We start from the raw sequence: 20,890 nt of genomic DNA on the forward strand, positions 1-20,890 counted from the left end.
GCGCTTCATTCAAAAATTGTAAAACTTTTTTTGCCTCATCGTTCAGTTTTCAAAGACCAATCGTTGTCGTGTTAGCGACTTTTTAATAATAGCGATTTGACTTGTGAAAGTCAACTACTTTTTATTATTTTTTTCGCTTTCTGATTATTGTTTCGTGAACAACATCAGCGACGTTTATTAATATATCAGCATCCTAAAAAACCGTCAACTGTTTTTCTAAAAAAACTTTATTTTTTTCTATTAACATCACTAAAAGAAAAAAACAGTCGTGGATCAACCCCTGACAAGGAGTAATCCACGACCGCTCGATCGTTAGGATGACTTAGAAGACATCTGCCTTTTTGTTTTCTTCTTCGCTGTTTCCGAAGAAGTCGGCTCTGCAACTTGTCCAGTCTGTTGGAAACGATGAAGCATCAATACTTGATAGGCGTTCGCAAACACGAGTGTCGCGAGTGCTGGCCAAAGTAATGGGATTTCATCAGTTGTTTGAAGCGCTGGAATCCATTCGATTAACGTAATCACCGTCATCAAGAAGAGTGTCGGAATGAAAGCACTCATATTCGTTTGTTTCGCCTTACTTACAGCAACTACCCAAGCGACAATTAATAGCACAGCCATCTCACCAATATAACGCCACATATGATCGTTCCCAAATGCGAGCATTCGTAAATAAACGGCATCAAAGATTGCGAAAGCAATCAGCAATACTTGAACACGATTCCATAGACGTGGTCCTCTAAACAAGTCGAGACCGACTCGGTGGATGATTAGGTAGGCGAAGAAGCCCATCATGCTGATCCCGGTCCATGTACTCGAGTAACTGAGTGCCGTGACAATTGCTTCCCAGGACTGACTGACCAAATAATCCGGGTTCGCCAATAAATTCATCAGGAACCCAAACAACGTCCCAAACACGAGCGTTGTCCAAAACAAACGTAAAAAACCTTGTACTTTCATCTCTCACCGATTCACCCTTCTATTTGTTGAATGACTGCTTGCGCCAACTCATCATACGTATGCTCAAACGGATGCCCATCACGATAGACAGATGGTGCAAAGTCTTCTTCGTTGTCATACGGCTGACCGAGTGGGATTTGAGCGAGGAGTTTACTCTTAAGTGCTTCTGAGAGTTTTTCTCCACCGCCATACCCAAATACGTATTCTTTCTCGCCTGTGACCTTACTTTCGAAGTAAGCCATGTTTTCAATGATCCCTAACACTTTATGGTTCGTTTTAATCGCCATTGCTCCTGCACGGGCAGCAACGAAGGCTGCTGTAGCGTGAGGTGTCGTCACGATCAACTCTTGACATGACGGGAGCATAGAGTGGATATCGAGCGCGACATCTCCTGTTCCTGGTGGTAAGTCGAGCAATAGATAGTCAAGGTCTCCCCACTCCACATCATTAAAGAAGTTGTTGAGCATCTTCCCGAGCATCGGTCCGCGCCAGATAACAGGTGCATTATCTTCAACAAAGAAGCCCATCGAGATGACTTTTACACCAAATCGCTCAACTGGAATGATTTTTTCTCCACGAACGACTGGACGTTCTTCGATTCCGAGCATATCTGGAACGCTGAAACCGTAAATGTCCGCGTCGATCAATCCAACTTTCTTCCCAGCACGTGCAAGCGCAACCGCTAAGTTGACGGATACTGTCGACTTCCCTACGCCACCTTTACCTGAAGCAATCGCGATAAATGTCGTTCCTGAATTCTCACGAAGGATTGCTGGCTTCGTTGCCTCCTTCAAACTTTCATCGTTCAATGCTTCAAAGCGAAGCCCGACCGTCTTAAAGCCTTTCCCCTTGAGCAATGTGACAATCTCTTGTTGTAACTGAAGCTGTTCCCCGCTCCCTGTTTGTCCGAGTGCCACTTTTACACTGACGTAATCTTCTTTAATGCGGATGTCTTTGACTCCCGCTGTATCTCCAAGCGTTCGGTTGATCGTTGGATCAACGAGCCCCGCCAATTCCTCGCGTACTTGCTCTACTGTAAGCATATCGCTTCCCCCTTATAACTGTTTCGATATCAGTATATCAAAAAAAGCGTTTTCTTGACGGCTTTGGAATCGACTAATTCAAACAAAAAACTCTCCACCCGAAAGGATGGAGAGTTCGAACCACTTCGCGAAGATTAACGCTTCGAGAATTGTGGTGCGCGACGTGCTGCTTTAAGACCGTATTTTTTACGTTTAACGCTTCGAGAATTGTGGTGCGCGACGTGCTGCTTTAAGACCGTATTTTTTACGTTCTTTCATACGAGCGTCACGAGTTAAGAAGCCTTTTTCTTTGAGGCTTGGACGGAATTCTGGGTCCGCTTGAAGAAGCGCACGTGATACGCCGTGGCGAATCGCTCCAGCTTGTCCAGTGTATCCACCACCGTTAACGTTAACGATTACATCGTATTTACCTTCTGTTTCAGTCAATACGAGTGGTGATTTAGCCATCATGATTAAAGTCTCATGACCGAAGTATTCTGAGATATCGCGGCCATTTACAACAACTTTACCGTCACCTGCAACGAGGTGAACGCGAGCCACCGAGTGTTTGCGGCGGCCTGTTCCGTAGTAACGTACATCTGCCATCGTTTAGTTCCTCCCTGTGTCTCGATTAACCGCGAAGTTCGTAAACTTCTGGTTTTTGTGCTTCATGCTTGTGTTCAGTTCCAGCGTAAACGTGGAGTTTGTTGAATTGTTGACGACCGAGTGATCCTTTTGGAAGCATCCCTTTGATCGCGAGTTCAAGCATACGCTCTGGACGTTTTGCGAGAAGCTCTTTTGCAGTTTGTGATTTCAAGCCGCCTGGATGACCTGAATGACGGTAGTAAATCTTGTCATTCAATTTGTTACCAGTCAATTTGATTTTCTCAGCGTTGATGATGATGACGTGGTCTCCGCAATCAACGTGTGGTGTGAAAGTCGGCTTGTGCTTACCGCGAAGAAGTGATGCTACTTCACTAGTCAAACGACCGAGTGTTTTGCCTTCTGCGTCGATAAGGAGCCATTTGCGTTCTACTTCAGATGCTTTAGCCATGAATGTTGTGCGCATGTGGAATACCTCCTAAAATGTCTGTTCACTTAATTTTTTTGATGCTTTATCATAATCCTAGTTTACGGGGCTAAGATTGTGGTTCATCTCTAAATGTGAAAATGAAATGCCAATGAATATAATACGATTTTATAGAGGGAATGTCAATCTACTTTTTCATAATTCACATTCCATAAATACAAACCGTGTGGGGGCGCGGTAATCCCCGCCATACGGCGGTCTTTCGCTTCCAGCATTTCGGTGATGTCAGCCGGCTTATATTTGCCTCTCCCTACCTCAATGACCGTCCCTACCATGATACGTACTTGATTATATAAGAAACCAGAACCGACGAAACGGAATACGATCTCATCCCCCATTTCGAGCACTTCTGCTTCAAAGATGGTACGAACACGGTCCTCGACTTCCGCCTTTGTCACAGAGAACGATGTAAAGTCGTGGGTGCCGACTAGCCGCTCCATCGCCTCACGCATTCGATCAAGGCTAAGGTCATACGTCACCGTGGCAGCATAGTGCCTTCTGAATGGATCCTCGGTCTTACGGATATGATAGCGATACTCTTTTCGCTTCGCCCCATATCGAGCATGGAACCCAGCATCCGCTTCTTCTGCTTGTTTGACGAGGATGTCGTCGGGCAACATCGCGTTCAACGCTTTGACAAACCGCTCCGCCGGCATCTGTAACGAAGTGTCAAAATGAATCACTTGTCCTAAGGCATGGACACGAGCGTCTGTACGACCTGAGGCGACAATTTTGACGGGATGGCGATGCATTCGTGTGAGAACTGCCTCAATCTCCGCTTGAATCGTGTTCCCATTTGGCTGTACTTGATATCCCGCGTAGTGTGTCCCGTCATAGGCAACTGTCAGTTTAATCCGTCTCATCCAATCCCTCTCAATCCGAACAATATGAGTGTTAACGCGACAAAAATCAGCAGTACTGCTGTATCACGCGTCTGCCACTCCATCTCGCGCAACCTCGTCCGTCCTTCACCCCCGCGATACCCACGAGCCTCCATCGCCGTAGCGAGGTCCTCAGCGCGCTTAAACGCCGAGATGAACAATGGAATCAATAAAGGGATGACTCCTTTTAAACGAGACTTCCATGGACCACTCATCAAATCAACCCCTCGTGCTTGCTGGGCTTTCATGATTCGGTCTGTCTCGTCTGCAAGAGTTGGTAAGAAGCGAAGCGAGATGGATAACATCAAGGCAATCTCGTGTGCCGGTACACGAATCCGCTCAAACGGTCGCAGACCCGCTTCAATCGAATCGGTCAATTCCATTGGCGTCGTCGTCAACGTGACGAGAGTCGTCAACATGACGAGATAGAAGAACCGGAGTGAGACAATCAGTCCCATCCGAATCCCTTCTGAGTAAATGGCAATCGGACCAAATTCAAAAAGGAGTGTCCCGTCACGATTAAATAATAACTGCAAGATCAACGTGAAGACGATCAAGAAAAGAATCATCCGTAAGCCATTCCATAAATAACGCCACGATAGTTGTGATAGTTTCACCGCAAATAACGTGAACGCTAGTAGAAACAAGTTCGTCCATAAGTTATCCGCTAAAAATACGACCGGGATAAATCCTAAAATAAAGAGTGTCTTCGCACGGGCATCGAGTGAATGGAGCCAGGAATGACCCGGTATATATTGACCAATAATCATATGGCTCCCCCTCTCAAGTGCTCTGCGATCCAATCCGCTAATTCGGCCTCCGTTCGTACGAGTGGAGTGACCGTTTCCCCAAAAGCCGGCGCTAGATCACGGGCGAATCGGAGAACGTGCGGGATATCAAGTTGGAGACGACGTACGAGAGCTTCATCCTGAAACAACTCAAACGGATCGCCATCGAACGCTACCTGTCCACGCTCCATCACGACGGCGCGTTCCGCGTAAGTGAGCACGTCATCCATATCGTGAGAAACGAGAATCAGCGTCAGATTCAGCTCTTCTCGTAATCGTTTAAATAATGCCAGCATATCTCGTCTGCCAATCGGATCGAGACCCGCTGTCGGTTCGTCGACGATGAGGACGTCGGGGCGGCTTGCTAAGACGCCCGCAATTGCGACGCGACGCATTTGCCCCCCAGAAAGGTCGAATGGAGAACGGTCCCATAGTGATTCATCTAAACCGACGAGACGAAGTGCCTCATGGGCACGCTCTTTTGCTTCGGCATCTGTCGCGCCAAAGTTGCGCGGACCGAACATGACGTCGCGTTCGACCGTCTCTTCAAACAATTGGTGCTCAGGATATTGAAAGACGAGCCCAACGCGACGCCGAAGCGGCAAGAGATTTTGTTTTTTATCACGACGCGTTCGAATTGGTGTGACCGTGATGTCATCGACCACGACACGTCCATCAGTCGGTCGTAATAAGCCGTTCATATGTTGAACGAGTGTTGATTTCCCAGAGCCCGTATGCCCAAGAAACGCAACAAGCGCTCCCGACGGAATGGTTACATTCACATCGCGCAGCGCGGTTCGTTCAAACGGAGTATTCATTTGATATTGATATGTTACTTCTTCAATGCGTATCGGCATAGATGGTTCACCAACTCCGAATGTTGTAGCATCAGACGATCGAGTGGAATGCCACGTGCCTTCAGTTCGAGTTGCATCCGGACAATGAACGGAACATCCAATTGAATGTCACGAAGCTGATCGGGATGTTGAAACACGTCTTCAGGTGTACCGGTCATCGCAATCTTACCTTTCGATAATGCAATGATACGGTCGGCAAACAACACTTCGTCGAGCTCGTGTGTAATGGCGACAACGGTCATCCCTTCTGAGACGAGCTGTCGTACCGTTTGTAATACCTCTTGTCGCCCAATTGGGTCGAGCATCGAGGTCGCTTCATCGAGCACGAGGACACGCGGGCGCATTGCGAGAGCCGCAGCTATCGCAACGCGCTGCTTTTGTCCACCGGATAACTGATGCGGTTCACGGTCCGCTAGTTCCGATAATCCAACGCGCGCTAGACTGTCATCAATTCGACGAACCATTTCTTGACGTGGAAGTCCCATGTTTTCGAGAGAAAATGCCACATCATCGCGCACGGTCGCCCCGACAAATTGATTGTCGGGATTTTGAAAGACGACCCCGATCCGCGTTCGAACGTCCCACACGTCTGCGGCGTTCGATGGATCGAGTGTCTCGACGCGGACTTCCCCCTGTTCAGGAATAAGAAGTCCGTTCCACAACTTCGTCAGTGTCGACTTACCAGAACCATTATGGCCGACAATCGCAAGCCATTCCCCTTTATATACATCGAGCGACAGGCCGTTAAGTGCCGGCTCAGACTGTCCAGGGTAATGAAATACGACGTCCCGTACCATAATTTGTGATTCCATAGGTCGACTCCTTTCTGATGTGGAAACAGGGCAATACGTCACCGCATGCCCTGTTGACTGCCTAATGAATTAGACGAGTTCGATGATTACAACTTCTGCACCATCACCGCGGCGTGGGCCGACTTTCATGATGCGCGTGTATCCACCTTGACGTTCAGCGTAGCGTGGAGCCACGTCTTCGAACAATTTTTGGATTGCGTCTTTTTCTCCAGCGTTCTCCTTACGAACGAATGAAGCTACTTGACGACGGGCATGAAGATCGCCACGTTTCCCAAGAGTGATCAATTTTTCAACGACTGGGCGAAGTTCTTTCGCTTTTTGTTCAGTTGTTTGAATGCGCTCGTTGATGATTAGGTCAGTTGCAAGATCACGCAAAAGCGCCTTGCGTTGCGAGCTTGTACGGCCAAGTTTCGAATAAGCCATTACATTTCCCTCCTTCGGTTGAACTTAGTCTTCTTTACGCAAGCCCAAACCGAGTTCGTCCAACTTGTGTTGAACTTCTTCGAGTGATTTACGTCCGAGGTTACGAACTTTCATCATCTCTTCCTCTGATTTGTTTGCGAGTTCTTGAACAGTGTTGATGCCAGCGCGCTTCAAGCAGTTGTACGAACGAACTGAGAGATCGAGTTCTTCAATCGTCATTTCGAGTACTTTTTCTTTTTGGTCTTCTTCTTTCTCGACCATGATTTCTGCGTTGAGAGCCTCATCTGTCAAACCAACGAAGATGTTCAAGTGTTCAGTCAAAATTTTTGCTCCTAATGACACAGCTTCTTCCGGACGAATTGAACCATCTGTCCACACGTCTAATAAAAGCTTATCAAAGCTAGCGTCTTGACCGACACGTGTTTTATCTACTTCGTAGTTCACGCGTTGAATCGGTGTATAGATCGAATCGATTGGAATGACCCCAATCGGCATATCATCACGTTTGTTATCTTCTGCCTGGACGTAACCACGACCACGGCGAGCAGTCAAACGCATGCGAAGCGTCGCATTGTCAGCGAGAGTCGCGATGTGGAGCTCAGGATTCAAGATTTCAACGTCGCTATCATGGGTAATGTCTGCCGCAGTGACAGCACCGGCACTTGAAACGTTAATCTCAAGCGTTTTCTCTTCTTCCGAGTACACTTTGAGTGCTAACTTCTTGAGGTTTAGTACGATTTGAGTAACGTCTTCGACGACACCGTCAATCGTAGAGAACTCGTGAAGCACGCCATCGATTTGAACCGCTGTTACCGCTGCACCTGGGAGCGATGACAATAGAATTCGACGTAGTGAGTTACCGAGAGTAGTGCCATATCCACGTTCAAGCGGTTCTACTACGAATTTACCAAACGTAGCGTCCTCGCTGATTTCGACCGTTTCGATCTTTGGTTTTTCAATCTCGATCATCTGAACCCCTCCTTGAGTATATCCTGCCGTGCAGTTTGAACTGCTAAAGTATAAGCTGTCGTGCTAGGTAAACCCCTCACACGTTCAAGCGATTATACGCGGCGACGTTTCGGAGGGCGGCAACCGTTGTGCGGAACTGGAGTTACGTCACGGATTGCAGTAACTTCGAGACCAGTAGCTTGGAGCGCACGGATAGCCGCTTCACGTCCAGCACCAGGACCTTTAACGTTAACTTCTACTGTACGCATACCGTTGTCCATTGCAACTTTCGCTGCAGTTTCAGCAGCCATTTGTGCTGCGAACGGAGTCGATTTACGTGATCCTTTAAATCCAAGGTTACCAGAAGTAGCCCATGAGATCGCGTTACCTTGCGTGTCAGTGATTGTAATGATTGTGTTGTTGAATGTAGAACGGATGTGTACCACACCGACTTCAACATGTTTTTTAACTTTACGTTTAGAACGTACGTTTTGCTTACGTTTCGCCATTGTTCAATTCCCTCCTTTACTTCTTCTTGTTCGCTACTGTACGGCGTGGGCCTTTACGAGTACGCGAGTTGTTCTTCGTGTTTTGACCGCGAACAGGGAGACTACGGCGATGACGGATACCGCGGTATGCGCCGATCTCGATCAAACGTTTGATGTTAAGTGAAACTTCACGACGAAGGTCACCTTCAACTTTGATTCCGTCAATTGCTTCACGGATACGGTTGAGTTCATCTTCAGTAAGGTCGCGTGTGCGTGTCTCTTCAGAAACGTTAGCAGCCTTCAAAATTTCTTGTGCTTTTGTTTTACCAATACCATAGATGTATGTGAGCGAAATAACGATACGTTTTTCGCGTGGAATATCTACACCAGCAATACGTGCCATGTGTGCACCTCCTCTGAAATTAACCTTGTTTTTGTTTGTGTTTCGGGTTTTCGCAAATTACCATTACTTTACCCTTACGGCGAATAACTTTACATTTTTCGCAAATCGGTTTTACCGACGGTCTTACTTTCATGAGTATACCCTCCTCCTGGAAAAATCGGAGTTACTTATAACGGTACGTAATCCGCCCGCGAGTCAAGTCGTATGGAGACAACTCAACAGTTACGCGGTCACCTGGAAGGATCCGAATGTAGTGCATCCGAATTTTCCCTGAGACGTGCGCGAGCACCGTGTGGCCGTTTTCTAACTCCACTTTAAACATTGCGTTCGGAAGTGGTTCGACAACAGTGCCTTCCACTTCAATGACATCTTGTTTCGCCATCATTTATTCCCCTTTCTATATGAAGATCTTTAGGAGCACAGACGATCTATTGCCATCTACTGTGAGAGAAGGATCCAGAATGGATCAGTATGAAACAATAGAGCCTCATTCACCGGAATCGAGTTTCGTTAAAATCTCGTATCCATCGTCTGTGATGGCGATGGTGTGCTCAAAGTGGGCGCACATGCTACCGTCCACTGTGACAACTGTCCAGTTATCAGCCAGTGTTCGAACATAGCGTTGACCAGCATTAACCATTGGTTCAATAGCTAACGTCATCCCAGTCTTCAGGCGCGGCCCTTTCCCCGGTGGACCATAGTGTGGAATTTGCGGTTCTTCATGCAAATTTTGTCCAACACCATGACCGACGTATTCGCGGACGACAGAGAAATCGTGTGATTCAACATATGCTTGAATCGCATGAGAAATATCTGTCAATCGCCCTCCAGCCTTGGCGTGCTCCAATCCTTTATACAGACTTTCTTCGGTTACGTCAAGTAGCCGCTGTGTCTCTTCTGAGATTGTTCCCACTGGATAAGTCCAAGCGGAATCTCCATGGTATCCATTATAGTAGGCACCGATGTCGATTGAGATAATATCTCCATCTTTCAATACCCGTTTTCCTGGAATGCCATGAACAAGCTCTTCATTCACCGAAGCGCAAACACTACCGGTAAAACCGTTATAGCCTTTAAACGATGGCGTCGCACCTTGGCTGCGAATGTAATCTTCCGCAATCTGGTCGAGCTCAAGCGTCGTGATTCCTGGTTTTATGTGCTGTTTGAGCACCTGGTGCGTTCGAGCAACAATTTGCCCAGCCTCACGCATAATCGCAATTTCACGAGGCGTCTTCGTGATGATCATTCAGTATCACCGAGTAATGCTTTGACATCGGCATATACGACATCGATTGGACGATCTCCATCCAATGTACGAAGATACCCTTTTTCAGCGTAAAAGTCAATGAGTGGTTTCGATTGCTCGATGTTGACGTCAAGGCGACGGCGAACCGTTTCCTCTTTATCGTCTTCACGTTGCATGAGAGCCGACCCATCCACATCACAGATGCCTTCCACTTTTGGTGGGTTGAAGATCACGTGATATGTCGCACCACATGTTGGGCAGATCCAACGACCTGTCAAACGTGGAACGAGAATTTCCGCATCCACATCGATGTTGACGACGTGGTCAATCTGTTTCCCCAAATCTTTAAGCAAACTTTCGAGTGCCTCTGCTTGAGCAACAGTACGCGGGAATCCATCAAGTAAGAAACCTTTTTCAGTGTCATCTTGGCTAAGACGTTCGCGTACGATTCCGATTGTTACCTCATCCGGTACGAGTTCGCCTTTATCCATGAATGACTTGGCTTCTTTACCGAGTGGCGTTCCGCCTTTGATTGCCGCACGAAACATGTCGCCTGTCGAAATGTGAGGGATTTGGTACTCTTCTACGATTTTAGCAGCTTGAGTCCCTTTCCCAGCACCCGGTAAGCCCATGAGTACTAGATTCATCTCGGTTAGCCTCCAGTTTTGATTTTCACGAAGGGCTTGTAAACACGACAGGAAGGAAGGGTCAACCCTTCCTTCCGCTTTAACGGATAAAGCCTTTATAGTGTCGTTTTACAAGTTGACTCTCGATTTGTTTCATCGTTTCGAGGGCTACCCCGATGACGATCAATAAGCTCGTTCCTCCGATTTGAACGGAAGTTGGAAGACCGGCAAGCTTAATGAAGATTGTCGGCATGATCGCCACAAGCGATAAGAAAATCGCTCCGAAGAAAGTCAATCGATACAGCAACTTCGTGATGTACTGTTCTGTTTGCGCCCCAGGACGAATCCCAGGAATATAACCACCTTGCTTCTGCAGGTTTTCTGCCATCTGCTCTGGGTTGACCTGAACAAATGTATAGAAGTAAGAGAACGCAATGATTAACGCAACGTAAATCGACATTCCGATTGGCGCCGTCGTGTCAAAGTACGTCTGTAATTTTTGCGTTGTCTCTGGAGAAGCAATGAAGCTTGCAACAGTTGGTGGTGTTACCATGAAGGAAATCGCGAAGATTACCGGGATAACACCTGCAGCGTTTAGCTTGATCGGCAAGTGCGTCGACTGACCGCCCACTGGGGTACGGTTTGCCGTGCGTTTTGCATATTGGATTGGAATTTTGCGTGCCGCTTGTTGAACATAAATGATCCCAACCGTCACAGCCAAAATGACAAGGGCCAATACAACCAAGTAAACGATGTTAATGAACAATGCATCTCCAGCGTTTTGGAGTTTTGTTTCATAAATCTGCGTAAAGATTCTTGGGAACCCAGCGACGATACCAGCGAAAATAATGATGGAAATACCATTCCCAACACCTTTCTCCGTTGTCATCTCACCAAGGAACATCAAGAACGCTGTACCCGCAGTGAGTACAATCGCGATCACAAAGTAAGTTGCCGTTCCCCATGTTTCATTGACGAGACCTGGGTAGAGGCGGGTGTCGCTTGGACAAAGCCTAAGATGATCGTCCCATAGCGCGTGACCGTCGCTAACTTTTTACGGCCCGCCTCTCCTTGTTTTGCCCATTCGGCAAACTTTGGAACGACGTCCATTTGTAAAAGTTGCACAACGATCGATGCCGTAATGTACGGCATGATCCCCATTGCGAACAAGGAGAAGTTCTGTAAAGCATTTCCTCCAAACAAGTTCAAGAAGTCAAGAAGACCTCCTGAGTCAAAACGCAACACATCCGTATTCACCATCGGCACCGGGATATGAGCCCCGATGCGGAAAATGATGATGATTGCGAGTGTGAAGAGAATACGCTGTCGAATATCTTTCACGCGCCACATATTGGAGATCGTCTGAAACATCAGATCACCTCAACTGTACCGCCAGCTGCTTCGATTGCTTCTTTCGCTGCACCCGAGAACTTGTTGGCTTTTACAGTCAATTTAGTTTCAAGCTTGCCGTTAGCAAGGACCTTGATTCCGTCTTTAGCAGAGCTGACTACACCAGTCTCGATTAAGAGTTCTGGAGTAACTTCAGTACCTGCTTCGAAACGGTTAAGCGTGTCTAGGGAAACAACCGCGTACTCTTTACGAGTTGGGTTGTTGAAACCGCGTTTTGGAAGACGACGGTAAAGTGGGTTTTGTCCACCTTCGAATCCTGGACGAACGCCACCGCCCGAACGAGCTTTTTGACCTTTGTGTCCACGGCCAGAAGTTTTACCGTTACCAGTCGCCATACCGCGACCGACACGGTTACGTTCGTGACGTGAACCTGGAGTTGGCTTCAATTCATGGAGTTTCATAGTGGCACCTCCTTATTTATTAAAATCTTTATTATTCGTTGATTTCTTTTACAGTCACAAGGTGCGACACTTTATTGATCATACCGCGCATCGCGACGTTGTCTGGGACAACGACCGTTTGATGCATTTTGCGAAGACCGAGTGTACGTACAGTAACACGCTGACCTTCCGGACGACCAATTGTGCTGCGTGTGAGGGTGATTGCGAGTTTCGCCATGTCTAGTTCCCTCCCTTAGTTAAGAAGTTCTTCTACGCTTTTACCACGTAGTTTAGCAACTTCCTCTGCTTTTTTGAGCTCAGTCAAGCCCTGTACCGTCGCACGGACGATGTTGATCGGTGTGTTTGAACCTAACGATTTCGAAAGGATGTCACCTACACCTGCAAGTTCGAGCACCGCACGAACTGGACCACCAGCGATAACCCCAGTACCTTCAGAAGCTGGTTTCATGAATACACGACCTGCTCCGAATACTCCTGTGATTTCGTGTGGAATTGTTGTACCAACCATAGGTACTTGTACCATGTTTTTCTTAGCGGCTTCAATAGCCTTGCGAATCGCTTCTGGCACCTCTTGTGCCTTACCTGTACCGAAACCGACGTGACCATTTTTGTCACCTACGACTACGAGAGCAGCAAAACGGAAGCGGCGGCCACCTTTTACGACTTTCGCGACGCGGTTTACGGTAACAACGCGTTCTTCAAGTTGTTCCATGTTAACGTCTAACTGGCGCATCGAGTGTCCCCTCCTTTTTATTAGAATTTAAGACCTGCTTCACGAGCTGCTTCTGCAACAGCTTTGACGCGGCCATGATAGAGGTATCCACCACGGTCGAACACAACTGTGTCGATACCTTTCTCGAGTGCACGTTCTGCAGCAAGTTTACCAACAGCTTTCGCTGCTTCAACGTTACCGCCATTTGTAAGATCGAGAGCTTTATCTTTCGAAGATGCAGACACAAGCGTTGTTTGTGCTGCGTCATCGATAAGTTGAACGTAAATGTGCTTGCTCGAACGGAATACGTTCAAACGTGGACGAGCTGCTGTCCCCGAGATCGTACGACGTACGCGAGCATGACGTTTTTTACGAACTGCATTTTTATCTGCCTTTGTGATCATTTATGCCACTCCTTTCCGTTCATTTCGTGACGAATTACTTACCAGTCTTACCTTCTTTACGGCGAATACGTTCATCAGAGTAACGAACACCTTTACCTTTGTAAGGTTCTGGAGCACGGTACGAGCGGATTTGAGCAGCAACGTGACCGACGCGCTCTTTGTTAATCCCTTTTACGATGATTTGCGTGTTTGAAGGAACTTCGATTTCGATACCTTCCTCAGCAACGTACTCGATTGGGTGCGAGTAGCCGAGGTTGAGGACGAGTTTGTTACCTTGCTTCGTAGCACGGTAACCAACCCCCGAGATCTCAAGTGTTTTTTGGAATCCGTTCGACACACCTTGTACCATGTTGGCAATAAGGGCACGTGTCGTACCGTGAATTGTGCGGCTTTCTTTCGATTCGTCTGGACGAACAACCGTCAATTCGTTCTCTTCAACTTTGATTTCCAATGCCGGGTTAGCTGAAAGCGAAAGTTCACCTTTAGCACCTTTTACTGTGACCGTGTTGTCATTAGCAACTGTTACAGTAACGCCAGCAGGAATCGTAACTGGTTTTTTACCAATACGTGACATTGATTACACCTCCGTTCTTGTTAGAAAAGTGACTTACCAGATGTAGGCGATCACTTCGCCGCCGACTTGTTGTTGGCGAGCTTCTTTATCAGTCATAAGACCTTTAGATGTCGAAAGAACTGCGATTCCGAGTCCTCCGAGTACTTTAGGCACTTCATCAGCTTTTGCGTATACGCGAAGACCTGGTTTCGAAATACGTTTGAGACCAGTGATTACACGTTCGTTGCTTGCTCCATATTTAAGGAAAAGACGAAGTGTACCTTGTTTAGCGTCCTCGATATATTCAACATCGCGAATGAAACCTTCACGCTTAAGGATTTCAGCGATCTCACGTTTAATGTTCGAAGCTGGAAGCTCCATTTTTTCATGGCGAACCATGTTAGCGTTACGGATACGTGTAAGCATATCTGCAATAGGGTCTGTCATTACCATGCGATGTACCTCCTTTCACACTGTTAGTGGATTACCAGCTTGCTTTTTTAACACCAGGGATTTGACCTTTGTATGCAAGATCACGGAACTTGATACGGCTGATCCCGAATTTACCCATGTAACCATGCGGACGACCTGTGATGCTGCAACGGTTGTGCAAGCGTACAGGTGACGAGTTACGTGGCAATTTGCTGAGTCCGATATAATCGCCTTCAGCTTTCAACTTCGCACGCTTTTCAGCGTACTGGGCAACGAGTTTCTCGCGTTTAAGTTCGCGATTCACCATTGACTTTTTAGCCATGTTGTCGACCTCCCTCTAGATTATTTTTGGAATGGCATACCGAGAAGTGTGAGCAATTCACGTGCTTCTTCGTCTGTGTTTGCTGTTGTAACAACAACGATGTCCATACCGCGTACTTTAGATACTTTATCGTAATCGATCTCAGGGAAAATAAGTTGCTCTTTCACGCCAAGCGTGTAGTTACCGCGTCCGTCGAATGCTTTCTTCGATACACCGCGGAAGTCACGTACACGTGGAAGTGAAACAGTTACCAATTTGTCGAGGAAATCGTACATACGCTCGCCACGAAGTGTAACCTTCGCACCGATTGGCATACCTTCACGAAGCTTGAAACCAGCGATTGATTTCTTCGCTTTCGTTACGAGTGGTTTTTGACCTGAAAGAATTGTTAATTCTTCAACTGCCATGTCAAGTGCTTTCGAGTTCGAAACAGCATCACCTACACCCATGTTGATGACGATCTTTTCGATTTTCGGTACTTGCATGACCGAGTCATAGTTGAATTTATCCATCATCGCTTTCACGATGTCGCTTTTATACTTCTCTTGCAAACGGTTCATAGTCGAATGGACCTCCTTTCGTCACGTTCTTCTTATTTATCGAGTGATTCGCCCGATTTCGCGACACGAACTTTTTTACCATCGACTACTTTGAAACCAACGCGAGTTGGTTTGCCAGTTTTAGGGTCGAGTGGCATTACGTTCGAGACGTGAATTGGTGCTTCGATCTCAAGGATCCCGCCTTGTGGATTCGCTTGTGAAGGTTTTGAGTGTTTTTTCATCACGTTTACGCCTTCAACCACTACGCGGTTTTTGCTTGGCATAGCTTTGAGGATAACCCCTTGCTTGCCTTTATCTTTACCAGACATTACCTGGACTGTATCGCCTTTTTTAACATGCATCGTTTGCGCACCTCCTTATAGGATTGAAATTGGAAATTAAAGTACTTCCGGTGCCAACGAAACGATCTTCATGAATTCTTTTTCACGAAGTTCACGTGCAACTGGCCCGAAGATCCGTGTGCCGCGTGGGCTCTTGTCATCTTTGATAATGACTGCTGCGTTCTCATCGAAACGGATGTACGAACCATCTTTACGACGAGCGCCGCGTTTTGTACGAACGACAACTGCTCTGACAACGTCACCTTTTTTAACAACGCCACCTGGTGTTGCTTGTTTTACCGTAGCGACGATAACGTCACCGATGTTTGCAGTCTTACGACCAGAACCACCGAGAACCTTAATTGTCAACAGTTCACGCGCGCCAGAGTTGTCTGCTACTTTCAAGCGAGATTCTTGTTGAATCATGCGAGTGTACCTCCCTCCGGATGTTTAATAAATCCGAACTGTTATTAGATGATTACTGATTCTTCTACTACTGTTACAAGACGGAAACGTTTGTCTTTAGAAAGAGGACGTGTTTCCGCGATGCGAACGATATCGCCCACTTTAGCGACGTTGTTCTCATCGTGTGCTTTATATTTCTTCGTGTAGTTTACACGTTTGCCATAAAGTTTATGACGAACCTTTGTTTCTACTGCGACGACGATCGTTTTGTCCATTTTGTCAGACACGACGCGACCAGTGAACACTTTACGGTTGTTGCGTTCCATGAGTGTTACCTCCTCTCAAGAATCCGATGTAATTAGCCGTTGTTGATGCCGAGTTCGCGTTCACGAAGAATCGTTTTAGCACGCGCAATCGACTTGCGTACTTCACGGATACGAGCAGGATTCTCAAGCTGACCTGTAGCAAGTTGGAAGCGAAGGTTAAAGAGTTCTTCTTTCCACTCGCCCACTTTACCGTTGAGCTCTTCAGTTGTTGATTGACGGAGATCAGTTGCTTTCATTCGTATCACCACCATTTTCTTCACGTTTCACGAACTTACATTTTACTGGAAGTTTGTGCGATGCAAGACGAAGTGCCTCACGTGCCACTTCCTCAGATACACCTGCGATTTCGAACATTACTTTGCCAGGCTTAACTACAGCTACCCAGCCTTCTGGAGCACCTTTACCCGAACCCATTCGGACTTCGAGAGGCTTTTTAGTGTACGGCTTGTGTGGGAAGATCTTGATCCACACTTTACCACCACGTTTCATATAACGTGTCATTGCAATACGTGCTGATTCGATTTGACGGTTTGTAATCCAGCTCGCTTCGAGAGCTTGGAGACCGAACTCACCGAAGTGTACAGTTGTGCCGCGTTTAGCATTCCCGCGCATTTTACCACGGTGTACACGACGATATTTCACGCGTTTAGGTAACAACATAGTGTGTTGCCTCCTTCCTGAAAGAGTGTTTATTATTCAGCGTTTTTCGCTGTGTTGTTTTTTGTTGGAAGAACTTCACCGTGGTATAACCAAACTTTTACGCCGATTTTACCGTAAGTTGTGTCAGCTTCAGCTGTTCCGTAGTCGATGTCGGCACGGAGTGTGTGAAGTGGAACTGTTCCTTCCGAGTATTTCTCTGAACGAGCGATATCAGCGCCACCAAGACGACCAGAAACTTCTGTTTTGATCCCTTTGATGCCAGTACGCATCGAACGTTGAATTGATTGTTTCATTGCACGACGGAATGATACACGACCTTCCAATTGACGAGCAATGTTTTCTGCTACAAGCTTCGCAACAGCGTCAGCGTTTTTCACTTCAACAACGTTGATGTGAACGCGTTTTCCGTCAGCGATTTTTGTAATGTGTTTACGGAGTGATTCGATTTCAGAACCACCTTTACCGATTACCATACCTGGCTTCGCAGTGTGAAGCGAAATGTTCACGCGGTTTGCAGCGCGTTCGATTTCAACTTTAGAAACACTAGCATCCTTCATTTTGTTTTCGATGTATTCACGAATAACGAAGTCTTCATGAAGGAGATCAGCGTAGTCTTTCTCAGCGTACCAACGCGAATCCCAGTCTTTGATAACACCAACGCGAAGACCGTGCGGATTTACCTTTTGACCCACTACATATCCCTCCTTATTTCTCAGTTACCACGATGTGGATGTGGCTTGTGCGTTTGTTAATACGGCTTGCGCGACCCATCGCACGTGGGCGGAAGCGTTTGAGTGTTGGACCTTCGTTTACGTAAGCTTCTGTTACAACGAGGTTCTCAATGTTCATATCGTAGTTGTGCTCTGCGTTAGCAATCGCTGATTTTATTACTTTTTCAACGACTGGCGATGCTGCCTTGTTCGTGTGAGCAAGGACAGAGAGCGCTTCGCCGACTTGTTTCCCGCGAATTAAGTCTACAACGAGACGTGCTTTGCGAGGAGCAAGACGGACCATATTAGCTGATGCTTTAGCTTGCATGGATTTGACCTCCCCTCAAATTACCGTTTCGTTTTCTTGTCTGATCCGTGACCTTTGTACGTGCGTGTTGGAGCGAATTCACCAAGTTTGTGACCAACCATGTCTTCTGTCACGAATACTGGTACGTGTTTACGACCATCGTGCACACCGAACGTGTGACCCATGAATTCTGGGAAGATCGTCGAGCGACGTGACCAAGTTTTGATGACTTGCTTCTCACCAGATTCGTTGAGTTTGTCAACTTTAGCGAGCAAGTGGTGATCTGCGAATGGACCTTTTTTTAAGCTGCGACCCATGTTAGAACCTCCCTTTGGAATGATTCGGGAACGGCCCTTTCGAACCGCCCGAGAATCATGTAGTAATTATTTCTTACGGCGACGAAGGATGTACATGTCGCTCGATTTGTTTTTCTTACGAGTCTTAAGACCAAGAGCTGGTTTACCCCAAGGAGTAAGTGGGCCCGAACGACCGATTGGCGCACGACCTTCACCACCACCGTGTGGGTGATCAACCGGGTTCATTACAGAACCACGTACTGTTGGGCGTTTGCCTAACCAACGTGAACGTCCTGCTTTACCGATGTTTACGAGTTCGTGTTCTTCGTTACCAACTGAACCGATTGTCGCGCGGCAAGTGCCGAGGAACAAGCGTGATTCACCTGATTGAAGACGAACGATGACGTACTTGCCGTCACGTCCTTGGATTTGTGCCGATGCACCAGCCGCACGAACAAGCTGACCGCCTTTACCAGGCTTAAGCTCGATGTTGTGGATTGTTGTACCGACAGGGATGTTTACGAGTGGAAGAGCGTTCCCCACTTTGATATCCGCTTCAGGACCAGACATGATTTCCATGCCTACTTTGATGCCCTTAGGAGCGAGGATGTAACGTTTCTCACCATCTACATAGTTGATGAGTGCGATGTTTGCTGAACGGTTTGGATCGTATTCGATCGTTGCTACGCGTCCTGCAACGCCATCTTTGTTACGTTTGAAATCGATGATACGGTATTTACGCTTGTGACCGCCACCTTGGTGACGAACAGTCAAGCGACCTTGGTTGTTACGTCCGCCTTTTTTCGAAAGCTTTTCAGTTAACGATTTTTCAGGGCGATTCGTTGTGATCTCTGCAAAGTCGAGAGATGTCATGTTACGACGACCGTTAGTGGTCGGCTTAAACTTTTTGATTGCCATCGAGGATTCCCTCCTTTTCTTCTAAGGTAGTTAATTAACCGAGGAAGTCGATTGTGTTGCCTTCTGCAAGAGTTACGATCGCTTTTTTACGGCGAGCTGTGTAACCAGCGTGACGACCGACACGTTTCGCTTTCGGTTTGTAGTTCATTGTGTTTACCGAAGCAACTTTCACATTGAAGATTGTTTCGATAGCGTGTTTCACTTGCGATTTAGTCGCTTTTACGTCGATTTCGAAAACGTATTTGTTAGCTTCCATGAGGCTAACTGAACGCTCAGTGATGATCGGACGTTTGATGATATCGTATGCTTGAGCCATTATGCAAGCACCTCCTCTACCTTCGCAACCGCATCTTTAGTGAAGATGACTTTGTCGTTAGCAACGAGGTCAAGAACGTTTACGCCTGCTGCGTCGATCACAGTCACTCCTGGGATGTTACGAGCTGCGAGAGCGATAGTCTCATTGTAGTCCGCTGTGACTACAAGAGCCTTACGTTCTACTGATAAGCTGTTGAGTACAGCAGCCATATCTTTTGTTTTTGGTGCATCGAAAGCAAGGCCTTCGAGGACGATGATTTCGTTGTTTTGTACTTTCGACGAAAGAGCCGAGAGAAGCGCTAAACGACGAACCTTCTTAGGAAGTTTGTAAGAGTATGAACGTGGTGTTGGACCGAAGACTGTACCACCACCAACCCATTGTGGTGAGCGGATAGAACCTTGGCGCGCACGACCAGTTCCCTTTTGTTTCCATGGTTTACGGCCGCCACCGCGTACTTCCGAGCGACCTTTCGTATCGTGAGTACCTTGACGGCGTGATGCTTGTTGCATGACGATTGCGTCGTAAAGTACTGATTCGTTTGGCTCGATTCCGAAGATGGCTTCTGCCAATTCGATTTCGCCAACTTGTGAACCTGTTTGGTTAAGCAAAGCTACTTTAGGCATTCGTAATTCCTCCTTTCCGTGCAGTTAATTAGTTACCTTTGACCGCTGATTTGATGATGACGTTCGATTTACGAGCGCCTGGGATAGCACCTTTCACGAGGAGAAGGCCGCGTTCCACATCAACTTTAACGATTTCAAGGTTTTGAATTGTTTTACGCTCTCCACCCATTTGACCAGGAAGAAGTTTCCCTTTGAATACGCGGTTAGGAGCGACAGGACCCATCGAACCAGGACGACGGTGGTAGCGCGAACCGTGGGCCATTGGTCCACGTGATTGTCCGTGACGCTTGATCGCACCTTGGAATCCTTTACCTTTCGATGTACCTGTAACGTCTACTAATTCACCTGCAGCGAAAATGTCTGCCTTAATCTCTTGACCGATTTCGTATCCTTCTACTGAAGTACGAACTTCTTTGATGAAGCGCTTAGGTGTCGCGTTTGCTTTCGCAGCGTGACCTTTTGATGGTTTGTTTTGACGTGATTCTTTGATGTCTCCGAAACCAAGTTGAACTGCTTCGTAACCGTCTGTATCAACTGTTTTAAGTTGAAGAACGACGTTACCTTCTACAGCAACTACTGTTACCGGTACAACTTCGCCTGCTTCGTTGAAGATTTGAGTCATACCAAGTTTTGTTCCTAAGATTCCTTTAGCCATGAGATACACCTCCTGTTAA

36 protein-coding genes and 2 pseudogenes are annotated in these 20,890 nt (G+C 47.0%); all 38 read right to left on the reverse strand.

Annotation, left to right across the window (positions count from 1 at the left end; all coding sequences use genetic code 11):
- Window positions 1-312: 312 nt before the first annotated feature.
- The 38 genes and pseudogenes from ON063_RS05455 to rplC all read right to left on the reverse strand — a co-directional run bounded on the left by ON063_RS05455 (window position 313) and on the right by rplC (window position 20,871).
- Window positions 313-957, reverse strand: a complete 645-nt coding sequence (locus ON063_RS05455) for a KinB-signaling pathway activation protein (RefSeq protein ID WP_274664490.1) — start codon at window positions 955-957, stop codon at window positions 313-315.
- A gap of 11 nt (window positions 958-968) precedes the next feature.
- Window positions 969-2,000 (reverse strand): P-loop NTPase, encoded by a 1,032-nt coding sequence (locus ON063_RS05460; RefSeq protein ID WP_074032486.1) that lies wholly within the window; start codon window positions 1,998-2,000, stop codon window positions 969-971.
- A gap of 134 nt (window positions 2,001-2,134) precedes the next feature.
- Window positions 2,135-2,194, reverse strand: a pseudogene (gene rpsI, locus ON063_RS14905) (30S ribosomal protein S9); the annotation flags it as partial.
- Complete coding sequence (rpsI, locus tag ON063_RS05465; protein WP_012727644.1) at window positions 2,193-2,585, reverse strand: 30S ribosomal protein S9; 393 nt, start codon at window positions 2,583-2,585, stop codon at window positions 2,193-2,195. The gene rpsI (ON063_RS05465) and the pseudogene rpsI (ON063_RS14905), both read right to left, overlap by 2 nt.
- A 25-nt stretch (window positions 2,586-2,610) precedes the next feature.
- The gene (rplM, locus tag ON063_RS05470; RefSeq protein WP_026824852.1) at window positions 2,611-3,048 is read right to left on the reverse strand and encodes a 50S ribosomal protein L13; all 438 of its coding nucleotides are present in this window, start codon (window positions 3,046-3,048) and stop codon (window positions 2,611-2,613) included.
- A 143-nt stretch (window positions 3,049-3,191) separates the two neighbouring features.
- Window positions 3,192-3,932: a tRNA pseudouridine(38-40) synthase TruA gene (truA, locus tag ON063_RS05475; protein WP_274664491.1), complete on the reverse strand. Its 741-nt coding sequence runs from the start codon at window positions 3,930-3,932 to the stop codon at window positions 3,192-3,194.
- On the reverse strand, window positions 3,929-4,720 hold the full coding sequence (locus tag ON063_RS05480) for an energy-coupling factor transporter transmembrane component T family protein (protein WP_214876983.1): 792 nt from the start codon (window positions 4,718-4,720) through the stop codon (window positions 3,929-3,931). Before ON063_RS05480 ends, truA begins: the two co-directional genes overlap by 4 nt.
- The gene (locus ON063_RS05485; protein WP_274664492.1) at window positions 4,717-5,595 is read right to left on the reverse strand and encodes an energy-coupling factor transporter ATPase; all 879 of its coding nucleotides are present in this window, start codon (window positions 5,593-5,595) and stop codon (window positions 4,717-4,719) included. The genes ON063_RS05480 and ON063_RS05485 overlap by 4 nt, the downstream gene beginning before the upstream one ends.
- The gene (locus ON063_RS05490) at window positions 5,571-6,407 is read right to left on the reverse strand and encodes an energy-coupling factor transporter ATPase (RefSeq protein ID WP_074032463.1); all 837 of its coding nucleotides are present in this window, start codon (window positions 6,405-6,407) and stop codon (window positions 5,571-5,573) included. The genes ON063_RS05485 and ON063_RS05490 overlap by 25 nt, the downstream gene beginning before the upstream one ends.
- Window positions 6,408-6,476: 69 nt before the next feature.
- Entirely contained in the window at window positions 6,477-6,830 is a 354-nt protein-coding gene (rplQ, locus tag ON063_RS05495) for a 50S ribosomal protein L17 (RefSeq protein ID WP_012727650.1), read from the reverse strand.
- Between the two features lie 24 nt (window positions 6,831-6,854).
- A complete protein-coding gene (locus tag ON063_RS05500) occupies window positions 6,855-7,799 on the reverse strand; it encodes a DNA-directed RNA polymerase subunit alpha (protein WP_012727651.1) in 945 nt (314 codons plus the stop codon).
- Window positions 7,800-7,891: 92 nt separating this feature from the next.
- The gene (gene rpsK / locus ON063_RS05505; RefSeq protein ID WP_012727652.1) at window positions 7,892-8,287 is read right to left on the reverse strand and encodes a 30S ribosomal protein S11; all 396 of its coding nucleotides are present in this window, start codon (window positions 8,285-8,287) and stop codon (window positions 7,892-7,894) included.
- 16 nt (window positions 8,288-8,303) lie between these two features.
- Entirely contained in the window at window positions 8,304-8,669 is a 366-nt protein-coding gene (gene rpsM, locus ON063_RS05510) for a 30S ribosomal protein S13 (protein WP_012727653.1), read from the reverse strand.
- 19 nt (window positions 8,670-8,688) lie between these two features.
- A complete protein-coding gene (gene rpmJ, locus ON063_RS05515; protein WP_003156543.1) occupies window positions 8,689-8,802 on the reverse strand; it encodes a 50S ribosomal protein L36 in 114 nt (37 codons plus the stop codon).
- 30 nt (window positions 8,803-8,832) lie between these two features.
- Window positions 8,833-9,051 carry a translation initiation factor IF-1 gene (infA, locus tag ON063_RS05520; protein ID WP_021066622.1) on the reverse strand — a complete coding sequence of 73 codons (219 nt, stop codon included), beginning with the start codon at window positions 9,049-9,051 and terminating at the stop codon, window positions 8,833-8,835.
- 105 nt (window positions 9,052-9,156) lie between these two features.
- Window positions 9,157-9,915 (reverse strand): type I methionyl aminopeptidase, encoded by a 759-nt coding sequence (map, locus tag ON063_RS05525; RefSeq protein WP_074032461.1) that lies wholly within the window; start codon window positions 9,913-9,915, stop codon window positions 9,157-9,159.
- A complete protein-coding gene (locus ON063_RS05530) occupies window positions 9,912-10,562 on the reverse strand; it encodes an adenylate kinase (RefSeq protein ID WP_012727656.1) in 651 nt (216 codons plus the stop codon). The genes map and ON063_RS05530 overlap by 4 nt, the downstream gene beginning before the upstream one ends.
- 79 nt (window positions 10,563-10,641) lie before the next feature.
- A pseudogene (secY, locus tag ON063_RS05535) lies at window positions 10,642-11,912 on the reverse strand (preprotein translocase subunit SecY).
- Window positions 11,912-12,352 carry a 50S ribosomal protein L15 gene (gene rplO, locus ON063_RS05540; RefSeq protein ID WP_012727658.1) on the reverse strand — a complete coding sequence of 147 codons (441 nt, stop codon included), beginning with the start codon at window positions 12,350-12,352 and terminating at the stop codon, window positions 11,912-11,914. Before rplO ends, secY begins: the two are co-directional and overlap by 1 nt.
- A 31-nt stretch (window positions 12,353-12,383) precedes the next feature.
- Window positions 12,384-12,569, reverse strand: coding sequence for a 50S ribosomal protein L30 (gene rpmD / locus ON063_RS05545; RefSeq protein WP_012727659.1), 186 nt, complete (start codon window positions 12,567-12,569; stop codon window positions 12,384-12,386).
- 15 nt (window positions 12,570-12,584) lie between these two features.
- On the reverse strand, window positions 12,585-13,085 hold the full coding sequence (rpsE, locus tag ON063_RS05550) for a 30S ribosomal protein S5 (protein WP_012727660.1): 501 nt from the start codon (window positions 13,083-13,085) through the stop codon (window positions 12,585-12,587).
- 20 nt (window positions 13,086-13,105) lie between these two features.
- Complete coding sequence (gene rplR, locus ON063_RS05555; protein ID WP_074032453.1) at window positions 13,106-13,468, reverse strand: 50S ribosomal protein L18; 363 nt, start codon at window positions 13,466-13,468, stop codon at window positions 13,106-13,108.
- A gap of 34 nt (window positions 13,469-13,502) precedes the next feature.
- On the reverse strand, window positions 13,503-14,042 hold the full coding sequence (rplF, locus tag ON063_RS05560) for a 50S ribosomal protein L6 (protein WP_012727662.1): 540 nt from the start codon (window positions 14,040-14,042) through the stop codon (window positions 13,503-13,505).
- 33 nt (window positions 14,043-14,075) lie between these two features.
- Window positions 14,076-14,474 carry a 30S ribosomal protein S8 gene (rpsH, locus tag ON063_RS05565; RefSeq protein ID WP_012727663.1) on the reverse strand — a complete coding sequence of 133 codons (399 nt, stop codon included), beginning with the start codon at window positions 14,472-14,474 and terminating at the stop codon, window positions 14,076-14,078.
- Window positions 14,475-14,505: 31 nt separating this feature from the next.
- Window positions 14,506-14,775 carry a 30S ribosomal protein S14 gene (gene rpsN, locus ON063_RS05570; protein ID WP_012727664.1) on the reverse strand — a complete coding sequence of 90 codons (270 nt, stop codon included), beginning with the start codon at window positions 14,773-14,775 and terminating at the stop codon, window positions 14,506-14,508.
- 20 nt (window positions 14,776-14,795) lie between these two features.
- The gene (rplE, locus tag ON063_RS05575) at window positions 14,796-15,335 is read right to left on the reverse strand and encodes a 50S ribosomal protein L5 (RefSeq protein WP_012727665.1); all 540 of its coding nucleotides are present in this window, start codon (window positions 15,333-15,335) and stop codon (window positions 14,796-14,798) included.
- A 32-nt stretch (window positions 15,336-15,367) separates the two neighbouring features.
- Complete coding sequence (rplX, locus tag ON063_RS05580; protein ID WP_074032448.1) at window positions 15,368-15,676, reverse strand: 50S ribosomal protein L24; 309 nt, start codon at window positions 15,674-15,676, stop codon at window positions 15,368-15,370.
- Between the two features lie 36 nt (window positions 15,677-15,712).
- Window positions 15,713-16,081, reverse strand: coding sequence for a 50S ribosomal protein L14 (gene rplN / locus ON063_RS05585; RefSeq protein ID WP_026824839.1), 369 nt, complete (start codon window positions 16,079-16,081; stop codon window positions 15,713-15,715).
- Window positions 16,082-16,125: 44 nt separating this feature from the next.
- Window positions 16,126-16,386 (reverse strand): 30S ribosomal protein S17, encoded by a 261-nt coding sequence (gene rpsQ / locus ON063_RS05590; protein ID WP_012727668.1) that lies wholly within the window; start codon window positions 16,384-16,386, stop codon window positions 16,126-16,128.
- Between the two features lie 32 nt (window positions 16,387-16,418).
- On the reverse strand, window positions 16,419-16,622 hold the full coding sequence (rpmC, locus tag ON063_RS05595) for a 50S ribosomal protein L29 (RefSeq protein ID WP_012727669.1): 204 nt from the start codon (window positions 16,620-16,622) through the stop codon (window positions 16,419-16,421).
- A complete protein-coding gene (rplP, locus tag ON063_RS05600) occupies window positions 16,609-17,046 on the reverse strand; it encodes a 50S ribosomal protein L16 (protein ID WP_012727670.1) in 438 nt (145 codons plus the stop codon). Before rplP ends, rpmC begins: the two co-directional genes overlap by 14 nt.
- Window positions 17,047-17,078: 32 nt before the next feature.
- Window positions 17,079-17,738 (reverse strand): 30S ribosomal protein S3, encoded by a 660-nt coding sequence (gene rpsC / locus ON063_RS05605; protein WP_012727671.1) that lies wholly within the window; start codon window positions 17,736-17,738, stop codon window positions 17,079-17,081.
- A gap of 13 nt (window positions 17,739-17,751) precedes the next feature.
- Window positions 17,752-18,084 carry a 50S ribosomal protein L22 gene (gene rplV, locus ON063_RS05610; RefSeq protein ID WP_274664493.1) on the reverse strand — a complete coding sequence of 111 codons (333 nt, stop codon included), beginning with the start codon at window positions 18,082-18,084 and terminating at the stop codon, window positions 17,752-17,754.
- A 20-nt stretch (window positions 18,085-18,104) separates the two neighbouring features.
- Window positions 18,105-18,380, reverse strand: coding sequence for a 30S ribosomal protein S19 (gene rpsS, locus ON063_RS05615; protein ID WP_012727673.1), 276 nt, complete (start codon window positions 18,378-18,380; stop codon window positions 18,105-18,107).
- Window positions 18,381-18,446: 66 nt separating this feature from the next.
- Window positions 18,447-19,277: a 50S ribosomal protein L2 gene (gene rplB / locus ON063_RS05620; RefSeq protein ID WP_012727674.1), complete on the reverse strand. Its 831-nt coding sequence runs from the start codon at window positions 19,275-19,277 to the stop codon at window positions 18,447-18,449.
- Between the two features lie 34 nt (window positions 19,278-19,311).
- Window positions 19,312-19,593: a 50S ribosomal protein L23 gene (gene rplW / locus ON063_RS05625; RefSeq protein ID WP_026824834.1), complete on the reverse strand. Its 282-nt coding sequence runs from the start codon at window positions 19,591-19,593 to the stop codon at window positions 19,312-19,314.
- Window positions 19,593-20,216: a 50S ribosomal protein L4 gene (gene rplD, locus ON063_RS05630; RefSeq protein WP_012727676.1), complete on the reverse strand. Its 624-nt coding sequence runs from the start codon at window positions 20,214-20,216 to the stop codon at window positions 19,593-19,595. Before rplD ends, rplW begins: the two co-directional genes overlap by 1 nt.
- Before the next feature lie 28 nt (window positions 20,217-20,244).
- Window positions 20,245-20,871 (reverse strand): 50S ribosomal protein L3, encoded by a 627-nt coding sequence (gene rplC / locus ON063_RS05635; protein WP_074032441.1) that lies wholly within the window; start codon window positions 20,869-20,871, stop codon window positions 20,245-20,247.
- Window positions 20,872-20,890 lie beyond the last annotated feature (19 nt).

The organism is Exiguobacterium sp. B2(2022), assembly GCF_028823655.1.
Classification (GTDB): domain Bacteria; phylum Bacillota; class Bacilli; order Exiguobacteriales; family Exiguobacteriaceae; genus Exiguobacterium; species Exiguobacterium aestuarii_A.